General features: G+C 45.9%; 16 protein-coding genes and 1 tRNA gene. All 17 read right to left on the bottom strand.

From position 1 onward, the window contains the following. Positions 1 to 6 precede the first annotated feature (6 nt). A complete protein-coding gene (locus tag QP860_RS01575) occupies positions 7 to 1,476 on the bottom strand; it encodes a DUF1538 domain-containing protein (protein ID WP_070617022.1) in 1,470 nt (489 codons plus the stop codon). Positions 1,477 to 1,514: 38 nt separating this feature from the next. Continuing rightward, the gene (locus QP860_RS01580; RefSeq protein WP_083294297.1) at positions 1,515 to 1,829 is read right to left on the bottom strand and encodes a P-II family nitrogen regulator; all 315 of its coding nucleotides are present in this window, start codon (positions 1,827 to 1,829) and stop codon (positions 1,515 to 1,517) included. A gap of 129 nt (positions 1,830 to 1,958) precedes the next feature. Further along, positions 1,959 to 6,257: a PolC-type DNA polymerase III gene (locus tag QP860_RS01585; protein WP_284912069.1), complete on the bottom strand. Its 4,299-nt coding sequence runs from the start codon at positions 6,255 to 6,257 to the stop codon at positions 1,959 to 1,961. Positions 6,258 to 6,406: 149 nt separating this feature from the next. Beyond that, positions 6,407 to 7,666, bottom strand: coding sequence for an RIP metalloprotease RseP (gene rseP, locus QP860_RS01590; protein ID WP_070617020.1), 1,260 nt, complete (start codon positions 7,664 to 7,666; stop codon positions 6,407 to 6,409). A gap of 26 nt (positions 7,667 to 7,692) precedes the next feature. Beyond that, a complete protein-coding gene (locus QP860_RS01595; RefSeq protein WP_070617019.1) occupies positions 7,693 to 8,484 on the bottom strand; it encodes a phosphatidate cytidylyltransferase in 792 nt (263 codons plus the stop codon). Positions 8,485 to 8,501: 17 nt separating this feature from the next. Continuing rightward, positions 8,502 to 9,239, bottom strand: coding sequence for an undecaprenyl pyrophosphate synthase (gene uppS / locus QP860_RS01600; protein ID WP_141744564.1), 738 nt, complete (start codon positions 9,237 to 9,239; stop codon positions 8,502 to 8,504). A 169-nt stretch (positions 9,240 to 9,408) separates the two neighbouring features. Further along, entirely contained in the window at positions 9,409 to 9,969 is a 561-nt protein-coding gene (gene frr / locus QP860_RS01605) for a ribosome recycling factor (RefSeq protein WP_067976061.1), read from the bottom strand. A gap of 5 nt (positions 9,970 to 9,974) precedes the next feature. Continuing rightward, complete coding sequence (gene pyrH / locus QP860_RS01610; protein ID WP_070617018.1) at positions 9,975 to 10,694, bottom strand: UMP kinase; 720 nt, start codon at positions 10,692 to 10,694, stop codon at positions 9,975 to 9,977. Between the two features lie 84 nt (positions 10,695 to 10,778). Beyond that, positions 10,779 to 11,657: a translation elongation factor Ts gene (gene tsf / locus QP860_RS01615; protein ID WP_070617017.1), complete on the bottom strand. Its 879-nt coding sequence runs from the start codon at positions 11,655 to 11,657 to the stop codon at positions 10,779 to 10,781. Positions 11,658 to 11,822: 165 nt separating this feature from the next. Then, positions 11,823 to 12,605, bottom strand: a complete 783-nt coding sequence (gene rpsB, locus QP860_RS01620) for a 30S ribosomal protein S2 (protein WP_070617016.1) — start codon at positions 12,603 to 12,605, stop codon at positions 11,823 to 11,825. A 157-nt stretch (positions 12,606 to 12,762) separates the two neighbouring features. After that, on the bottom strand, positions 12,763 to 15,939 hold the full coding sequence (locus QP860_RS01625; protein WP_284912070.1) for an SNF2-related protein: 3,177 nt from the start codon (positions 15,937 to 15,939) through the stop codon (positions 12,763 to 12,765). 123 nt (positions 15,940 to 16,062) lie between these two features. Further along, positions 16,063 to 16,716, bottom strand: a complete 654-nt coding sequence (locus QP860_RS01630) for a lysophospholipid acyltransferase family protein (RefSeq protein ID WP_284912071.1) — start codon at positions 16,714 to 16,716, stop codon at positions 16,063 to 16,065. A gap of 93 nt (positions 16,717 to 16,809) precedes the next feature. Then, positions 16,810 to 17,031, bottom strand: coding sequence for a YneF family protein (locus QP860_RS01635; RefSeq protein ID WP_067976039.1), 222 nt, complete (start codon positions 17,029 to 17,031; stop codon positions 16,810 to 16,812). A 79-nt stretch (positions 17,032 to 17,110) separates the two neighbouring features. After that, positions 17,111 to 18,022: an RluA family pseudouridine synthase gene (locus QP860_RS01640; protein WP_336619998.1), complete on the bottom strand. Its 912-nt coding sequence runs from the start codon at positions 18,020 to 18,022 to the stop codon at positions 17,111 to 17,113. Further along, complete coding sequence (gene lspA / locus QP860_RS01645) at positions 18,006 to 18,470, bottom strand: signal peptidase II (RefSeq protein ID WP_070617012.1); 465 nt, start codon at positions 18,468 to 18,470, stop codon at positions 18,006 to 18,008. Before lspA ends, QP860_RS01640 begins: the two co-directional genes overlap by 17 nt. Before the next feature lie 13 nt (positions 18,471 to 18,483). Then, on the bottom strand, positions 18,484 to 19,077 hold the full coding sequence (locus tag QP860_RS01650; RefSeq protein WP_070617011.1) for a ribonuclease H1 domain-containing protein: 594 nt from the start codon (positions 19,075 to 19,077) through the stop codon (positions 18,484 to 18,486). Between the two features lie 61 nt (positions 19,078 to 19,138). Then, positions 19,139 to 19,209 (bottom strand) — tRNA-Gly (locus QP860_RS01655). Positions 19,210 to 19,216: the final 7 nt, after the last annotated feature.

Here is a 19,216-nt window from a genome sequence, read left to right on the forward strand (position 1 = left end):
CCCTTTCTATTCTTCAATTCCTGTCTTCTTAGTTTGAATCTTAAAGACTAAGCCGAGTAATTCTACCATAACCACGGGTACCATAGCAACAAAAGCTATGACGCCGAAAGCATCCAGGGCATCGGCATTGGGTAGGAAGTCCGCTGCACCCTGGGCAAAAGCCAAGATAAAGGTAGCAGTCATCGGGCCCGAAGCTACCCCACCCGCATCAAAGGCAATCCCGGTAAAGAGATTTGGTACCATAAAGGATAAGAGGATAGCTAGTCCAAAGCCTGGCAATAAGAAGTGCCAGATGGCTAAATTACTATTTAAAATTCTCACCATAGAAAGTCCTACAGCTAGGGCAACCCCGATAGACAAGGCCCCCATCAGGACTTTGTTGTGGATATGGCCCCCAGTGATGTCTTCCACCTGCTCACCCAGAACGTGGACAGCTGGTTCAGCTAGAACAACCACCATACCTAGGGTAAAGCCAGCAATGATCAGCCACCAATCACCCATTTCGGCAATGGCTTGGCCTAAGAAGTGGCCCATATCCATAAAACCTTGGTTAACGCCAACTAAGAAAATGGTCAAACCAACAACTGTATAGATAATCCCTTTAAAGATATCGCCGAGTTCTTGGCCCTTCAACTTAAAGTAGCGCCAATTCATGAAGATAAAGAATAAAACAATCGGAACCAAGGCAATCAAGGACTCTTTCAAAGTCGGCCAGATTGCAGCAAGGATGGGGGCGATTACACTGTTCGAATATTCCACCGTTGATTCAGCTGCCTGCAAGTCCGTTTGGGAAAAGAGGATTAAGAAAAGCACCGCCAGAATAGGACCAGTTGACATCGCCCCAACTAGACCGAAGGAGTTTTCTTCTGCTTGTTTGCCCCCAGCTTTAGCTGCTAGAGCTCCCGATAAGGCCAAAATAAAGGGCGTCGTTAAAGCTCCTGTCGTTGCACCTGAGGCATCAAAGCCCATAGCAATAGCCGAATTATCGGAAAAAATAGCCAAGATAAGAATCAAAGCATAAACAATGGCGAAGAAATATTTCAAGGGAAAGTTCTTCAACAATCTGAAGACCCCAAAGGCAATCATAACACCGACTCCGACAGAGACAGCCACTACGGTCACTGTACCGGGCAAGACACCCGAAGTTGCATTTTCAATTTGCTGGCCGAGAATTAGTAAGTCTGGTTCTGCTATCGTTACCGCAAAACCAATAATAAAACTCAAAACAGCAATGGCAATTCGTGAGGGGCTTCCTGCCACATGGGCTCCTAAGTGGTTGCCGATCGGCGTCATCCCGATTTCAATGCCAAAGAGGAAGATGGTCAATCCCACTAAAATCAATACTGCCCCAATGACGAAACTCATCATCATGGTAGAAGGTACGTTAACAGCAAACATTGATATTAATAAAACAATAACAACTAGCGGAATGACAGAAAAAGCTACCTCTTTGAACTTATCGATTAAAACATCCATAAAGTCCTCCTTTTTCTCTCATGTTTTTTCTTTCAAATTTATCCTTCATATAGTCCAGTCGTTTCATTGATCGGTAGACTAAAGAGGATCCCAGTCCCTGGTTGGTTAAAGTCCAAGGCTTCAGCTATCGCTTGGCTGATACCATCTACTTGGTCAGCTTCGACTGCCATCATAACCAATTCTTTTTGTGGTTCGACATGGATATGGAAGGCCGATAGCTTATCCTCATGACCCGTGCCGCGGCCATGAAGAACAGTTGCTCCCTGAGCGCCGGCTTGCCGGGCTACCTCGATCACTTCATCACTGGTATCACGGTCTACAATGACCATAAGCATTTCTTTCCCTGTATTCACTGTCACAACTCCTTTCCTTAACGTTTCTTATTCTAGGCCAATTATTGGCTTTTTCATTTATTAATAGACCTACGTTACTATCATAGCATAACCATTTGAAAGAAAGCGAACAATCCGCTTGCTTGAACCCTAGAAGAGAGAAAGTTGGTTCTCTTCTGGCAAGCCATTTAAGATACCCTGCTCAGACATAAAGTCGATCGTTGACTGGGAGACCTTGCCCCGCTTCTTAAGGTCTTCCTTGGACAAGAATTCGGACTCTTGGCGGGCCTTGACAATTTGTTTGGCCACATTGAGCCCTAAGCCCGGAATGGCTCTAAAGGGGGCAATCAAGGTATCTTCCCCTTCAATTACAAAGTCTTGGGCATCAGACTTGTAGAGGTCAACCATCTTAAAATTAAAGCCTCGTTCCCACATTTCATTGACAATTTCTAAGACGACCTGGACGGCATGGTCTTTGACCGTCGCATCATTACCTTTACTATAGATCGCCTTGAGAGCTGTCTTCGTTGACTGAAGGCCATTCGCCATCGCGACGAGGTCAAAGTCATTAGCCCGGACACTGAGATAAGCACAGTAATACCAAATGGGATGGTGGACCTTGAACCAGGCCACCCGGATAGCATTGATTACATAAGCTGCTGCGTGGGCTTTAGGGAACATGTACTTAATTTTTTCACAGGACGCCATATACCACTGGGGAACTTGGTGCTCATTCATAATGGCCTTGTGTTCATCAGACAGCCCCTTGCCCTTACGTACCTTTTCCATAATTTGGAAAGAATCACGTTCAGGAACCCCCTGGTGGATGAGATAGACCATGATGTCGTCCCGACAACCAATCACTTCTGACAGTGGCATGCCCTTCTCTCTAACTAAGACTTCCGCATTACCTAACCAAACATCCGTCCCGTGGGAGAGTCCAGAGATTTGGAGAAGTTCCGCAAAGGTCGAGGGATGGGTAGCTTCTAGCATCGACCGGGTAAAGGAGGTCCCAAATTCAGGAATCCCCAGTGTCCCCGTCTTGGAAAAAATATCTTCTGGACTAACACCTAGAATCTCCGTCCCATTGAAGAGCTTGTAGACATCATCATCATCCATGGGAATATCTTTTGGATCAATGTTGGATAAGTCTTGCAGCTTCCGAATAACCGTCGGATCATCATGGCCCAGAATATCGAGCTTCAAAACATTATCATGGATGGAGTGGAAGTCAAAGTGGGTGGTCTTCCATTCTGAATCCAAGTCATCGGCAGGGTATTGGACTGGCGTAAAGTCATAGACATCCATGTATTCCGGAATAACAATAATCCCCCCTGGGTGCTGGCCAGTGGTCCGTTTGACCCCGGTTGTGTGCTTAGCGAGAAAATCTTTTTCCGTTTTTCTAAGGTTCAAATTATGGTCTTGGTCATAGCCTAAGACATAACCATAAGCCGTTTTATCAGCCACTGTAGAAATGGTTCCTGCTCGGTAGACATGGTCTTCCCCGAACATGACCTTGGTGAAGTTATGGGCCTGGGGCTGGTATTCACCCGAGAAGTTCAAGTCGATATCTGGTACCTTGTCCCCCGCAAAGCCTAGGAAAGTTTCAAATGGAATATCGTGGCCATCTTTATTCAGGGCGTGTCCACACTCTGGACAGTCCTTGTCTGGCAAGTCAAATCCAGAGCCGACACTACCATCCGTAAAGAAGTGGCTGTAAAAACAATTCGGGCAAACATAGTGGGGGGACAAGGGGTTAACCTCGGTAATTCCCAGCATGGTAGCGACAAAGGAAGAGCCCACTGACCCCCGACTCCCAACAATGTAGCCGTCTGAATTGGATTTTTTTACTAATTTTTCAGAAATCAGGTAAACCACTGAGAAACCATTACCAATAATCGAGGTCAGTTCTTTTTCTAGACGCTTCTCGATAATTTCAGGCAAGTCCTCTCCGTAAAGGGCATGAGCCTCGCGGTAGGAAGTTTCCCGGATTTCATCTTCTGCCCCATCAATATTTGGGGTATAGAGTTTATCCTTAAGGGGCTCCACAAATTCAATCTGGTCAAAAATTTTGTGGGTATTTTCTACCACAATTTCATAGGCCTTATCTTCCCCTAAGAAGGCAAAGTCGTGGAGCATTTCGTCTGTCGTCCGGAAGTGAGCTTCGGGGAAAAACTTGGTACGGTTAGATTTAATCGAATTAATTAAAATTTCCCGGTAGAGCTTGTCTTGAGGATTTAGGTAGTGGACATCCCCCGTTGCTACTACTGGTTTATCAAGCTCTTCGCCGATTTCAATAATGGTTTTCATAATTTCTTCAAGCTCTGCCTCATCGTGGATTAAATTATCTTCAATCAGAGGCTTGTAGACCCCCTTAGGCATAATTTCCAGGTAATCATAGAATTCTGCCACCCGCTTGGCTTCTTCCTTGCCCTTCTGCATCACGGCTTCGAAGAATTCACCCGAAGAACAAGCCGAACCGAGCAAGAGATTCTCCCGGTGGTCAGCTAAGAGTGAGCGGGGCAGGCGGGGCACCCGGTAGAAATAATCCACATTAGAAGCAGAGACGAGTTTGAAGAGGTCTTTGAGCCCTGCTTGGTTCTTAGTCAAGATGGTCACATGGAAAGGACGGCCGTGCTTATAGGCATCCCCCTTGCCGACATCCTGATTAAGATCCTTGTGGGAGTGGATATCATGGTTTTTGGCCGCTTCTTTGACAAAGATCCAAGCCAAGGCCCCGGTTGTTTCCGAGTCATAGATCGCCCGGTGGTGTTGCTCCAAGGAAACATTATAATGCTTGGCTAAGGTATTGAGTCGGTGGGACTTCATATTAGGATGGAGGAAGCGCGAGAGTTCCAGCGTATCAATGACAGGATTATCCGCTTCAGGCATGCCATGGCGGCTGTAGGCCTTGTTGATAAAGCCCATATCGAAAGAAGCATTATGGGCAACTAGGATACAGCCTTCACAGAATTTTTGAAAGTCTGCCATCACATCTTCTTCCGACCTAGCCCCCTGTAGCATGGCGTCAGTAATCTTAGTTAGTTCAATAATATGGGCAGGCAAGGGGTAGCCTGGATTAATAAATTCCTCAAAGGTCTCTTCGACATTGCCCTTGTACATCTTGACTGCCGCTAATTCAATAATATGATTATAGGCAGCAGACAAGCCCGTTGTTTCCACGTCAAAAACGACATAATGGGCCTCGCTCAGATCCACATCTTGAGGGTTGTAGGCAATCGGTACCCCGTCATCCACAACATTAGCTTCTAAGCCGTAGATCATGGCAATATCGTTGGCCTTGGCAGCCTGACTGGCCTCAGGGAAGGCTTGGACATTGCCGTGGTCCGTAACAGCAATGGCGGGCTGTCCCCAGGCCTTGGCTTGGGCGGCAAAGTCTGAAATGGTATTGGTTGCGTCTAAGGCTGACATATTGGAATGAAGGTGAAGTTCAATCCGCTTCTTGCCTTCCTCCGCCTGGTCCTTGCGCCCCTCCTTATTGATAACTTCCAGGTCACGCCCCATCAGCACATAATCGCGGGCAAAACGGTCGTCCATCCGGATTTCCCCTTGGACACGAATCCACATCCCTTCTTCTAGACCTTCAAAGACAGCAATATCCTCATCATTGCGTGAGAACATAGTGACCAAGTAAGCCGAGGTATAGTCAGAGAACTTCAAATTCAAAATCCGCCGCCCCGTTTTCAATTCTCGGACTTCTTTTTCGAAAATAACCCCTTCCATGGTAGCCCCATATTGTTCCTCTACATAAGAGCGCATGGGTTGGAGCTTATCTACGGGAACAGATCGCCCGATCGCTAATTTACTAGGGCGGGGTTTGTCCTTAGCTTCCTTGGCCTGGCGAACACTGGCCTGCTTTGCCAGTTCCTGCTGTTCGCGTTCCAATTGTTCCTGGCGAGCTTCAAACTGGGCTTGGCGGTCATTGGCCGTGGCTTCATCCACAATCACTTGAAAGCGAAGGTTAGAAAAACCAAGGACAAAGTAATTCTGTTTGATTACCTCTAAATAATTAGTCTCTAAAAAGGCTTGAATTTGCGGGTTGTCCACCCTTAAGATAAACTTTCCCCCCTCCCAAGTCGGCAATTGTTGGGTTAGAATCTGTTGGGCGAGACCATTAGAGATATGACTGCGTTCAACTACCACGGGCCAATAAGCCAGAACCTCCTCTGCCTCCCAGTCCTCTGCCTTAGAGCAGGTCAAGCCTAGGTCAACCTTAGCAATCGACTGGAAGCCAACTTGCAAAGCTTCTTCCAGGGCCTTAAATTGACTAGCCTTTATATGCTTGGGAAAAGCTAGGGTAAATTGATAAAGGCGAGACTTGGTATGGACGGTCACATGGTCAATCCAACCCGCCTGAAAATTTGGATCGGAATCTGAAAAATTAATTTGCTTAAGCAAACGGTTAAAAGCTTCTTTCTTCTCTTCCAAAAGAACGCTCCTTTCTTGAAATAAAGAAGGGTAGGTGCCTGGTCCTAGGATAAGCTACACTCATCAACTACTTCCATCTCCTACCCTCGAATCGAGTCAAGGCAAGTCAGCCAATTCTATCGGCTGCTCACTCCATCTTATATAAACGTTTAAAATAGACGTTGAATATCATTCCAAGTCACGGCAATCATTAATATAAATAATAAAGCAGCTCCTGCCAAGTTTATAATGCCTTCGACTTTTTGGTCGACAGGGCGACCTAGGATTGCTTCAATGATATTGAAGAGGATCTTCCCCCCATCCAAGGCTGGGACCGGCAAGAGGTTCACCACCCCTAAATTGAGGCTTAACATAGCGGTCCAAGACATAATAGCAATCCATCCCTGGTTGACCACTTCACCAGTCGCTTGGTACATAAAAACCGGGCCACCAAATTGGTTGATGTTAAAGCCATTCTTAAACATTCCTACTAGGATAGTTAGAATCCCTGTAATCATGGCCCAGCTCGCCTTAAAGCCATAAGTTAGCTTAGCCAAGAAACGACTATCTTTAAAACGACCAACGCCGATTTGGTAGATTTTTTGTCCGTTATAGTCCACTTCTTTAGGTTGGAGCTGAGTCGTCATTTCTTGTCCCTGGCGTTCATAGGTCACTTCCAAGGGCTTACCTTCCGAACTCGAAACCTTGGCCTGCATGTCCGCAAAGGAAGCGACTTCCTGGCCATTAATGGTCTGAATCTGATCGCCGCTTTGTAAATGAGCCGTTTGGGCCGGTGAACCGTCGACAACTTCACCTACAATAGCCTCAGATGAGGGCACGCCCCCTTGGACAAAGGCTAAAACCGTAAAAGCAAGGATTCCCAAAATGAAATTATTCATAGGCCCTGCAAAATTTGTCATTAAGCGTTGGGGAATAGAGGCAGATTGAAATTGCCGGTCATAAGGGGCAATCTTTAGCCGGGTCCCATCCGCTTCCACAAAGTCCGCTTGGCGGTCAATAGAATAAGTCTGAGCTTCTCTTTCCCCATAAGGAATAGCTTGAAGGATCAGGTCGCGGTCTAAATCAGCAGAGACCACTTCAACCGGCAAGGCTTCAGCAGCAAGGTCATCCTCAGCTAGCGAGAGTTCCGTTACTTTTCCCCCCTCATTAAAGGTCAGAGAGAGCTGCATGCCCGCTTCCACACTGTCCGCCATCTCCTCCAGTCCCGCCATACGGACATAGCCCCCAATAGGTAAGAGGCGGAGGGTATAGGTTGTTTCCTCGCCCTGGTATTGGTAGAGCTTAGGCCCCATCCCTATCGCAAATTCACGCACGAGAATCCCCGCCCGTTTAGCAAAAAAGAAGTGGCCAAATTCATGGAAGATGACAATAACTGAAAATATGAGTAAGAAAGTAATGATCGTTTTCATAAAAAAACTCCCTTCGCTTAGTCTACTTAAAAGAAGGCCATCAAAAAGTAAAAAATGGGTAGGACAAATAAGATGTTATCAAAACGGTCCAAAAAGCCCCCGTGCCCCGGTAATAGCTTGCCTGAATCTTTGACATGGTACTGTCTTTTGATCGATGACTCGACCAAGTCTCCCATCTGCCCAGCCAAACAGAGGAGGATGACCAAGATTAAATTACCCAAGAAACTGAGCTGGTAAATATTAAAGAAATAGTCAAAGATTAAAGAAACCAAGAAGGCCCCAACAATACCCCCGATTGATCCTTCAATCGTTTTATTGGGTGAAATGGCGGGTGCCAAGGGACGACGGCCAATGGCACGACCCGTTAAATAGGCAAAAGTATCATTGGACCAGATGATCACCAAGACAAAAAGAATCGCTAGGAGGCCCATTTCTCGACCCAAAATTAAAAAATGATAGCCCCGGCCCACGTAGAGAGCAGCCAAAGTTATCTTAGCAATCAAACTAAAATCCAAGCGCTCTGGTCGATGGACCATTAGGGAAAGAAAGATAACGACCCCCGTATAAAAAAGGGTCATCTGGTCCAATTGCTCAGGTAAGAAATCCAGGTAGTGCTGGGGAAGCAAGGCCAGATACATCAACACATAAGCAAATAAACTTTCTAAAGTAAAAAAATTGACAGCCAATAAGCTGAGTAATTCAAAGAGGGTGATACCCGCTATGACTATCACCAAGAATTCAAAAGCACTGCCTCCCATAACCAGTAAGGGAATAAAAATAGCCAGCGCCACCAGAGCTGTCAGAGTTCTTAATCGCATAAGCCTCTCCTATTCTCTTAAATTTTGCCGAAACGACGCTGACGGTGTTGGAATTCAGCTAGGCAAGCATAGAAAACATCTTCATCAAAGTCTGGCCATTTGGTATCTGTAAAGACAAATTCACTATAGGCCAGTTGCCAGAGTAAGTAATTGCTTAAGCGGATTTCCCCGCTCGAGCGGATTAATAGGTCGGGATCTTGCAAGTCGCCCAAGAAAGCCGTTTGTAGGTGCTGGCTGAAGCTTTCTTCATCAATGTCTACTGGATCAAGCTGGCCTTCTGCCGCCTTTTTCGCCAAGCTCTGACAAGCTTTAACAATCTCCAAGCGCGAGCCATAATTAAAGGCGATATTTAAGATCAAGCCATCATTATCCGCTGTTTTCTTAACAGCTGATTCAATATAAGACCAAGTTTTGTTGGGGATATGTTCACGATTTCCCGTTAGGCAGACCCGGACATTATTCTTCATTAATTCCGGCATCACCTTCTGATTGAGCAAATGAGGAAGCGACATCAGATACTGAACTTCTCTTTTAGGCCTGGCCCAGTTTTCTGTTGAAAAGGCATAAACTGTCAGTACTTTAATTTTTAACTTAGCAGCCGCAACAATGGTCCGCTTGAGCGCATTGAGTCCTTCTTTATGACCCTCTGTCCGTTTCAGCCCCCGCTCTTCTGCCCAGCGTCCATTACCGTCCATAATAATGGCAACGTGTTGGGGAAGCGGGAGTTCCGGGTTTAATGCTTTCGCCAGTGTCATTCATCATCCATCCTTTGCTAAAAAATATTAAAAGCTGCTCGCTTATATCTTGTCTATCTTACCATAGATTCACAGCAAAAAAAATTATTCTTGGATTTTTAAGTGAAATTTACTTAAAAGAGTAAAAAAGAAAAAGCCTGGACGGGTCCAGGCTCTTCCCAGAGGCTAACTAGCCATTGAGAATTTCTTCTTCTTTTTCTTTAGCGATATCTTCTAAACGAGCAATACTTTGGTCAGTGACCTTTTGCACGTCCTCTTCCATCCGACGTTGGTCATCTTCCGTAATTTCGCTATCTTTTTCCGCTTTTTTGATGGTGTCGATAGCATCACGGCGGATATGACGGACAGCCACCTTGGCGTCTTCCAGGTCCTTGCCCACTAATTTAGAAAGCTCTTGGCGGCGCTCTGTGGTCAAGGCAGGGATAACAAGGCGGATCTTATCCCCATCATTTGTTGGCGCAATACCAATATCTGAAGCATTGATAGCGTGTTCAATGTTTTCCAAAGCGGATTTATCGTAAGGTGTTACCACTAACATCCGAGCCTCTGGGATGGTAATTGAAGCAATGGATTGGAGCGGTGTTGGCGCCCCATAGTAGTCCACTTCAATGCCTGAGAGTAAGCTAGCGTTGGCCACTCCAGCTCGAATCCGAGCCAGTTCGCCTCGCAAGGATTCTTCAGACTTCTTCATACGGTTTTCAGTATCTTTGATTAATGTATTGATTGCCATAATTTCTACCCCTTTACAGTTGTACCAATCGGTTCGCCCATGACAACGCGGCGAATATTTCCTGGTTCATTTAAGTTAAAGACGACAAGCGGAATGTCATTATCCATACTCAAGGTTGAGGCCGTGGAATCCATTACACGTAGATTCTTATTAATCACGTCTAAGTGGGTTAAGTCGGTGTACTTGATAGCATCGGTATCGACTTGAGGGTCAGCAGAATAGACCCCATCCACACCGTTTTTAGCCATCAAGATCACATCGGCTTCAATCTCAGCTGCTCTCAGAGCCGAAGCAGTATCTGTCGAGAAGAAAGGATTCCCTGTCCCCCCTGCAAAGATGACCACACGCCCCTTCTCTAAGTGACGAATCGCACGAAGCCGAATATAAGGTTCAGCAACTTCCCGCATTTCAATGGAAGTTTGAACCCGCGAAGGAACGCCTACATTCTGCAAACAGTCTTGGAGTCCTAGGGCATTCATAATCGTTGCCAGCATCCCCATATGGTCGGCTTGGGCCCGGTCCATGCCCATTTGTTCACCAGTTACTCCACGCCAGATATTGCCACCGCCGACAACAATAGCGATTTCAACCCCTAGCTCATGGACGCTTTTAATTTCACTAGCAATTTTTTTCATCACGGCAGGATTGATACCAAAGCCATCATCTCCCGCCAAAGCTTCACCACTTAACTTTAATACCACGCGCTTGTACATTGGTTCTGCCATTTTATTTTCAATCTCCTTATGAAAAAGGTTGGGAAAAGAAATCCCAACCCATCTGCTACCGTTAAAACGGCGAATTACATCTAATTATTTACCCATTTGACTTTGAACTTCAGCAGCAAAGTCTTCTTCTTGTTTTTCAATGCCTTCGCCAACTTCATAGCGACGGAAGTCAACAACTGAAGCAGCCTTAGAGCTGAGGTATTGACCCACTGTTTGGTCACCATCTAATAGGTAGTCTTGGTCCACTAAGCAGATTTCTGAGAAGAATTTACGGAGACGTCCTTCAACCATCTTGTGAACAATTTTTTCTGGTTTGCCTTCGTTAAGTGATTGTTCGGTAAGAACTTCACGTTCATGTTCAACCACTTCTTCAGGGACAGAATTTTCATCGATGTATTGTGGGTTGATCCCGCCGATGTGCATCGCAACATTGCTTGCAACTTCTTCATCGCCACCGTCAACTGTAACTAAAACAGCAATCTTACCCCCTAAGTGAGAGTATTGACCGAAGTGTTGGCCATCTGTTTTAGAAAAGATAGTGAAACGACGTAGGTTTAAGTTCTCACCAATAACGGAAATCATTTGGCTCATGTATTCATCAAGTTGGGTTCCGTCAACTTGTACGCTAGTCATTGCATCTTCTAATGAGCTAGGTTTTGCTTCTAATAGGGCTTCAGCAATTGCATTCAACATGTTTTGGAATTTTTCGTTCTTAGCAACGAAGTCAGTTTCAGCGTTTAATTCAACGATCACTGCGTCATTGCCCTTAACCAGAACTTTAGCTAAACCTTCAGCAGCAATACGGCCTGCCTTTTTCGCAGCTTTAGCTTGGCCTGTTTCACGCAAGTAGTCGATAGCCTTGTCCATATCGCCATCTACTTCTTGGAGGGCCTTCTTAGCGTCCATCATCCCAACGCCTGTTCGATCACGTAATTCTTTAACTTGTTTTGCAGTAATTGCCATCTATAAATCCTCCTCGATTGATTGTCATCTTTTTAAAAAGAGCTATCTCATAAGTACAGCCTACTCACAGCTTTATCGTCCTTACAAGATAGCTCTATACTCCAAACTAATTTTACTCTATTTTGCTAAAGACTGCAAGATTTACAGTCCAAAGTCGAGACTGAATTAGTCTTGGTCAGCTTCTTCTTCACCTTGCATCTTAGCTGCAACAGCTTCAAGGTCTTCGTTTGATACAGCTGCTTCTTCAGCGGCTTCTTCTTCGTCAAGGCCTTGACGTCCTTCAATGACAGCTTCCGCAATCGTTTGGCTAATTAATTTAACCGCACGGATAGCGTCATCGTTTGAAGGAATCACATAGTCTACTTCATCTGGGTCGCAGTTGGTATCAACCATAGCGATCACAGGAATATTTAACTTATGTGCTTCCTTGATTGCAATGTGTTCTTTACGAGGGTCTACCACAAACATCACGTCTGGAATACGTGGCATGTCAGCGATACCGCCCAAGTTATTTTGTAATTTTTCACGTTCTTTTTCGAGTTCAAGAACTTCTTTCTTAGGTAGCACATCGAAAGTGCCGTCTTCTTCCATACGGTCAATATCTTTCATGCGGCGTACACGTTTTTGGATGGTTTCCCAGTTAGTCAAAGTCCCACCTAACCAACGATGGTTAACATAGTATTGACCGCAGCGAGTTGCTTCATCTTCAATTGATTGTTGGGCTTGTTTCTTAGTCCCTACGAAGAGAACGACCCCATCATTTGCTGCAAGATCGCGTACATAGTTGTAGGCTTCATCGATTAATTTAACTGTTTGTTGTAAATCGATGATGTAGATGCCATTACGTTCTGTAAAGATGTAACGGTCCATTTTTGGGTTCCAGCGACGTGTTTGGTGTCCGAAGTGAACCCCTGCTTCTAATAATTGTTTCATACTTACAACTGCCATTAAAAATTCCTCCTATTTGGTTTTATTCCGCCCCTACTTCAATTGAACGCAACTCTCAATGAGCACCATGCGTTCCAATCCATAGGGTGTGACATTTCATGCTCTAAAGGCACTAGAAGATTATAGCACATGACGAACTTGAAGGCAAGTCCCTTTTCTATTTCTCTTCATAGTCTAAAATATACTTCAAGTCTTCCATAGAAAGGTGGTCGGAATCTTTGGCTTCTTCATCGAAGAGCTGTTCAAAGAGATTACGTTTTTCTTCTTGCAGCTCAGCAATCCGTTGCTCAATCGTTCCCTCAGTGATCATCCGGTAGACTTGAACATTCTTCTTCTGACCAATCCGGTGGGCCCGACCAATGGCTTGTTCCTCAATCGAGGGATTCCACCAGAGGTCATAGAGGAAGACTGTATCCGCACCCGTCAGGTTTATCCCAACACCGCCTGCCCGTAAGGAAATGAGGAAGACTGAGCCTTCACCATGGTTGAAGGCGTCAACTTGACTTTGTCGGTCCCCCTTCTTGGTTTGACCGTCAATGCGGAAATAGGTCACCCCTTCAGCCTTTAAATCTTCTTCCAAGATATCCAGCATGGAGGTGAATTGGGAGAAGACTAAGACGCGCTTGTCATCTTGGAGGACCCGGTCCAATAAGTTGCGGTAGTAGTCAAACTTCCCAGAACCTGCTTCAGAATCAGGGTCAATTAAACGGGGATGGCAACAAATTTGCCGCAAGCGTGTAATCGCCGCCAGCATTTCCATCCGTGTCCGCCCACTGTCGAAGTTGCCTTCTGCCAATTGTTCTTGGATGTCCTTAAGATAAGCCAGGTAAATATTTTTCTGTTCGGCTGTCATCCCAGCATAGCGGTCGGAACTCCGTTTTTCTGGTAATTCCAGGGAAACATCCGCCTTAGTCCGTCTGAGAGCGAAGGGTTGGACACGCTTACGGATCTGGTCAACCGATAATTGCTGGTAATCGCGTCGAGCAGGCAGGAGTCCGGGCAGGATAATTTGCATGAGGGACCAGAATTCTTGCAGGTTATTTTCAAGCGGTGTCCCCGACAAGGCAATCCGCAAGCCAGACTTTTGCTGCATAAAGGATTGGTAGAGAACGGTTCGATTGTTCTTCAGGGCTTGGGCTTCATCCAAGATTAAAACATCGAAAAAGTAGTCCTGGTAGGCTACTTGGTCATTGCGGTAGGAAGAATAAGATGAGATCCAAATCTTCCCTTGGCCTTCCTCACGCATTTGTTCCCTTTCCTCAGCAGAACCATCGATCACTACAGCTTCCAAGCTTGGGGCAAAGCGGTCAAGTTCATGGTACCAGTTATAGAGTACCGAAGCTGGCGCAACAATGAGGACCTGGCCCGAAGGATGTTCTTCCAAGTAATCCAGTAAGAAGGCGATGGTTTGAACGGTCTTCCCTAACCCCATTTCATCAGCAAGCAGACCACCTAATTGGTACTTGGCTAAAACCTTGAACCACTGAACCGCATATTGCTGGTAGTCGGAAAGCTCGGTCTTCAGTCGTGGATTGGGTCGGTAGTCTTCCTGGTCTGGATGCATGATATCCTCATAGAAGGCTTCAAAATCCGCCTGACTGTTCAAGAGGTCCGCAAAGAGCAAGCTCTGATAGATCGGGATCGGGTCCCCATTCTTCCACTGCTTATTCTGCTGTTTCAATTGTTTGAGCATGCGGTTCTGGTCTTCCGTAAAGACCTGGTTCACATTAATAATCCGGCCATCCTCTAATTGCATGAAGCGTTCATTAGCTTGGAGCCGTTCAATAATCCGGTCAATCTCATGCTCATTGATATCATCCGTTTCAAAATCAATGGTCAGGAAGCGGTGTTGCTTATTCTGCTCAGTTACCACTTCAACCTCAATATCATTAGACTGCCAGCTCTCCAAGTTCTTGGTATAGCTAATCTTCCAATCTTCAGGCAGATATTGTTCAAAACGCTGCAAGTCCCTCATCATCTGGTCGATCGACCCGTAGTCTTTACAGTAATAATAATTTTCCTTAGTAAAACCATAAGCACGTAAGAAGGCTTCAGCGTCCAATTCATCTGCTAGCTGGCGTAAAAGGATTTTATCTTCAGGTAGGTCCGTTTCAATCGGATCATCGGAGAGCATGTAGTCGCCATAGTGGAAGGCCAGGGCCAGTTCTAGCCGTCCCTGGCTGGCCCCAATTTCAAGCTGGCAGTCTAGATCTAGAAGAGGGGCGAAGTCCAGCACAGTGACATTCTTTACCAGACTGTGTTCCAGCAATAGGCGACCAAAGAGGGAAAAGAAATTTTTCATTTCTTCCGGCTTAAAGTCTAATTTAAAACGATTTAAGACAAAGTTATCCTGGATAATCGACATAGCATCGAAATACTTATCATCGCCCCCAATATGGTAAAAATCTTCCCCATTAAAAATCAAACCGTAATAACGATACCACTTAGCCTCTTGAAGCTGGGTCAAACGATAAATTTCACCATCATAGGCAATATTATAGAGGATGGGCCGGTCATTTTCAATCAGGCTAAAATCCTCAAGCTCCTGATTAGCAATAAAGACATGTTTAATCAGATCACTCTTGAGTAAGGCGATTAATTCCTCCTCATTGAGATAGAGGCGCTGCTGGTTCTTCTTGGTCGAAGGAACATGGGCGATTGTATTCTCCCAGTGCTTATGCCGTAAAAAATCCTCAGCTAGACTATTCAAGAAGGCGTACATATCTGGATCAAAGCATTCCTGGCGCAAGCAGACCTGGTCATTATTATGGTTCTGCAAGTTGAAGCTTCCCCCACTGACCAAGGCTTGAAAGAAAGCCTCCAGGTCGTTCACATAATAGCTCGTATCAATCCCTAGCCGCAGTCGCAAGTAGAAGAGGCTATCATTATCCTGGCTAAAGGGTATGTTTTGTTCATCATAAAGTTCGATTTCAACCAATAGAGGCCCAAAATAATCAGCCGTCTCTTCTTCAATAAAATGTTGGTAAAATTCCTGATAGACTTGCTCACAGGTCTCGCTCTCGTCGTAAAGGTCTGCTGGATAGTAGAACAAGGGACGCTGGCTAAATTTCATCGCCCGGACTACTGAATGGTCTTGTAAGAAGAGCTCAACGGCTACAGTGTGGACACAAAAATGCTTCTTGAACCATTCATCACACTGGCAAATATCTTCTTCTTTACCCGAACCATCGAGGATGACATAATATTTCTGGTCATCAATCACTTCTGCGCGCCAAACATTCTCTGCTTCTACCGGATAGACCTTAGTCACCCGTCCCTCATCAGAGAGTTTACGTCCTTCTGCTATGGTTTTTGTCGGAATACTCCACTTCATGCTCATTCCCCCAAACTCTATTCCTATTAATACATTATAACACAAATAGAATTTCATGGCGCTATCCTGAGAATAGCAGGATAAAGTAAAAGAGACCGAAAACTAAGTCCCAGCCTCTTACTTTTATTTATTCTTCTGCTTATGCTTGGCCTGGGCCCCCTCGATGTCATAGTGATAGGTCGGATCAAGGGCGGCGTCTGTAACTTCAAAAGCTGTCGCAATGGCCTTATCTAAGGCCTCTAGATCTTCATCCTTTAAACGTTTCTTATCTGGCAAGTCGATAGGGGCGCCGACCCGAACCTTCACCCGATTTTCTGCTTTCCGGCTAAAGAGCCCCTTGACTTCTAAAGGGCCCTGGTAAACGACCGGCAAGAGTCGTTTCTTACTCATGCCAGCCAGCATGGAGGCCCCGGGCTTGATTTTTGCAGAATAACGGGAGCCGGTGGGAAAGATCCCAATATTGTGGCCTGCCTTCAATTCTTTTAAGCATTCTTTCATCGCAGCCCGACCTGGTTTGGACCGGTCGATCGGAATCATGCCCGCCTTGCGGATCAACCAACCAAAGACCGGAATATCAAAGAGTTCCTTTTTTGCTAAAAAGAAAACCGTATCTGGATACAAGGCGGCCGCAATCACCGGTGGATCCAGTAAGGAACGGTGTGGGCTCACCACAACATAGGTTTCATCGGCCGAATAGTCGGGATGGAATTCATAGTGCGGCTTACCGTTCACCACACGCAACAGCCAACGAATCAAAATCACAAAAAAACGGTACATCAGCGACCGGCCCCCTTTAATTAAAAAACACCCACTTGTCAGCTAGGAAGCCCTTATAGAGGGCAGAGACAAAAGCTGGCAAGCGGACTATGTTTATTTTTTATGGCTTGTTTTCATTGAATTCATAATTTGGCGCACTCGTTTTTCAGAAGGCTTTTGTCCCATGGATGCCATCATTTGACGGATCATATCTTCTGAGATAGGTGAATTCTTCTCAAAATAGCTGTCCATCGTACGACGTGCAATATAAATGCCGATAGCAATCCCAGCAACTAAGGCTAAAATTACAATTAAAATCCAAATTCCTGTTGTCATCTGGCTTCTCTCCTCTCTGCAAAGCTTATACTCAATCATTCTACTAAAGATCCCGGCGCTTGTAAAATGAATTTAGTGCTTAAATAGCTCCTAAAATATTTTGGAAGTGGTCGGGCAAATCCGCTTCAAAGCACATTTCTTCCCCCGTCACAGGATGCTTGAGAGTCAAACGGTGGGCGTGGAGGAGCTGGCCTTTATCATCGAAAAAATCTTGCTGGTGGCCCTTGGCATATAAGGGGTCGTCTACGACCGGATGACCAATAAAGTCTAAATGAACGCGGATTTGATGCGTGCGTCCTGTTTCCAAAACTAAGGACAGGAGACTATATCCACCATACTGGTGTAAGAGCTGGAAATGGGTCCGGGCCGGCCGCCCCTCTTCTGAAACTTCAAAGCGGGTGCGATGAACGGGATGGCGGCGGATCCCAGCGTCAATTGTTCCAGATTGTTCAAAGATTTGCCCGTAAACGAGGGCCAGGTACTCCCGTTTCAGTGTCTTATCTTGAATTTGCTGGGTCAGTGCTTGGTGGGCCTGGTTGGTCTTAGCGACCACTAAGAGCCCACTCGTGTCCTTATCAATACGGTGGACAATTCCGGGGCGGAAACTTTCCCCGCAGTCCGATAAGTGGTCGCAATGGTAGACCAAGGCATTGACCAGGGTGCCCCCTTCATGGCCAGGCGAAGGATGGACAACCTGCCCCTGGGTCTTATTGACCACCAAGAAGGCATCATCTTCATAAATAATGTCCAAATCGATGGCTTCTGCTTCTATATGGAGTACCTGGTCTTCCTGGTCTAGGTCCACACTAATGACATCCCCAGCTTCAACCTTATAGGAAGCCTTAACGACTCCTTGGTTCACCTTGACTGCAGCCTCTTGAATCCAAGTCTTAATTTCACTGCGGCTATGTTGGGGGTAAATTTCAGCCAGGTAGCGGTCTAAGCGCCCCTGGTCTTGGTCCACCGTCCACTTATCATGAATGCTTAGCATGGTCATCCCCCTCAAAAAATAATAAGTAAATTAAGCACAAAAAGACGCCTAGGGTCAAACAAATATCCGCCACATTGAAAATAGGAAAATCAATAATGTCTAAACGGAACATATCCACCACATAACCGAGTCTCATGCGGTCAATAAAGTTACCTAGCGCCCCACCGATCATTAGACTGAGAGCTAGACGCAACAAAAGGGCCTGATTTCTCTCTTTATAAAGGGTATAGGCTAGGACAGCCACGACCACAAGGGTGATGACAAAGAAGAAGCCCATCTGCCCTTCCAACATGCCCCAAGCTGCTCCGCGATTTTGGATGTACTGGAGCGATAACACTTGAGGAATGAGAGGCTGGCTCTCGAGTAGGGCCAAGTGACTCACGGTCCACCCCTTAACGACTTGGTCAAGGACTAGGCTCAAGACAATAATTAAGCAAGCAATCCACATCTTAAGGCTCCTTTCAATCTTCTTGGACCTTCTGGCTACCCGCTTTAGCCAGCTGGTCTGCCCATTCATTATAGCGGTTACCAGTGTGGGCAGCAACTTTATGGAAGTGAATCTGGACCTGCTTGCCCTTCTCTTGCATAAAGTCACGATAGGCTTGGGTATAAGCATTCTTAGCTTGCCAGTCCCCAGTCGCCCACTTCTCAATTCCAGCGTAGTCATAGTAGAGAGCTAAGTGATTCACTCCTTGGTCGAGGGCATAGACGACTGCCTTCATAGCAGCAATCATTTCCCCTGAGACATTCCGCATCTTAAGGAGCTCTGCTTTTTTGCCTCCGCCCTTATAGGTCAATTCCTGGCCCTGGTAGAGGATCACACCACCGTAACCATAAGTCTTGGTCTTTGGCTGGTAAGAGCCATCGACATAGGCTTCCATCTCAGCTCTACGGGGCTGAGAACTTGAAGCCTTCCCCAAGAAAGCCTCGGCCTCAGCCTTGTCTTTAAAGGATTTGAATTCAGCATTCGGATAGCCAGAAACTTGGTCCTGGCACTCTGCCCAAGACCGATAAATACCAGGTTTCCGGCCCTTACGCACCGCATAATATTTCATCAAAAGCCTCCTCTTATGAAAAAAAGTGAGGAAAACTTCCTCACTTGAATGGGTCTTATTAAGCGGGTGACGAGAATCGAACTCGCGACGATAGCTTGGGAAGCTACTGTTTTACCACTAAACTACACCCGCATGTGCT

Origin of the sequence: Aerococcus sp. UMB1112A (assembly GCF_030230715.1) — a bacterium.
Lineage (GTDB): Bacteria > Bacillota > Bacilli > Lactobacillales > Aerococcaceae > Aerococcus.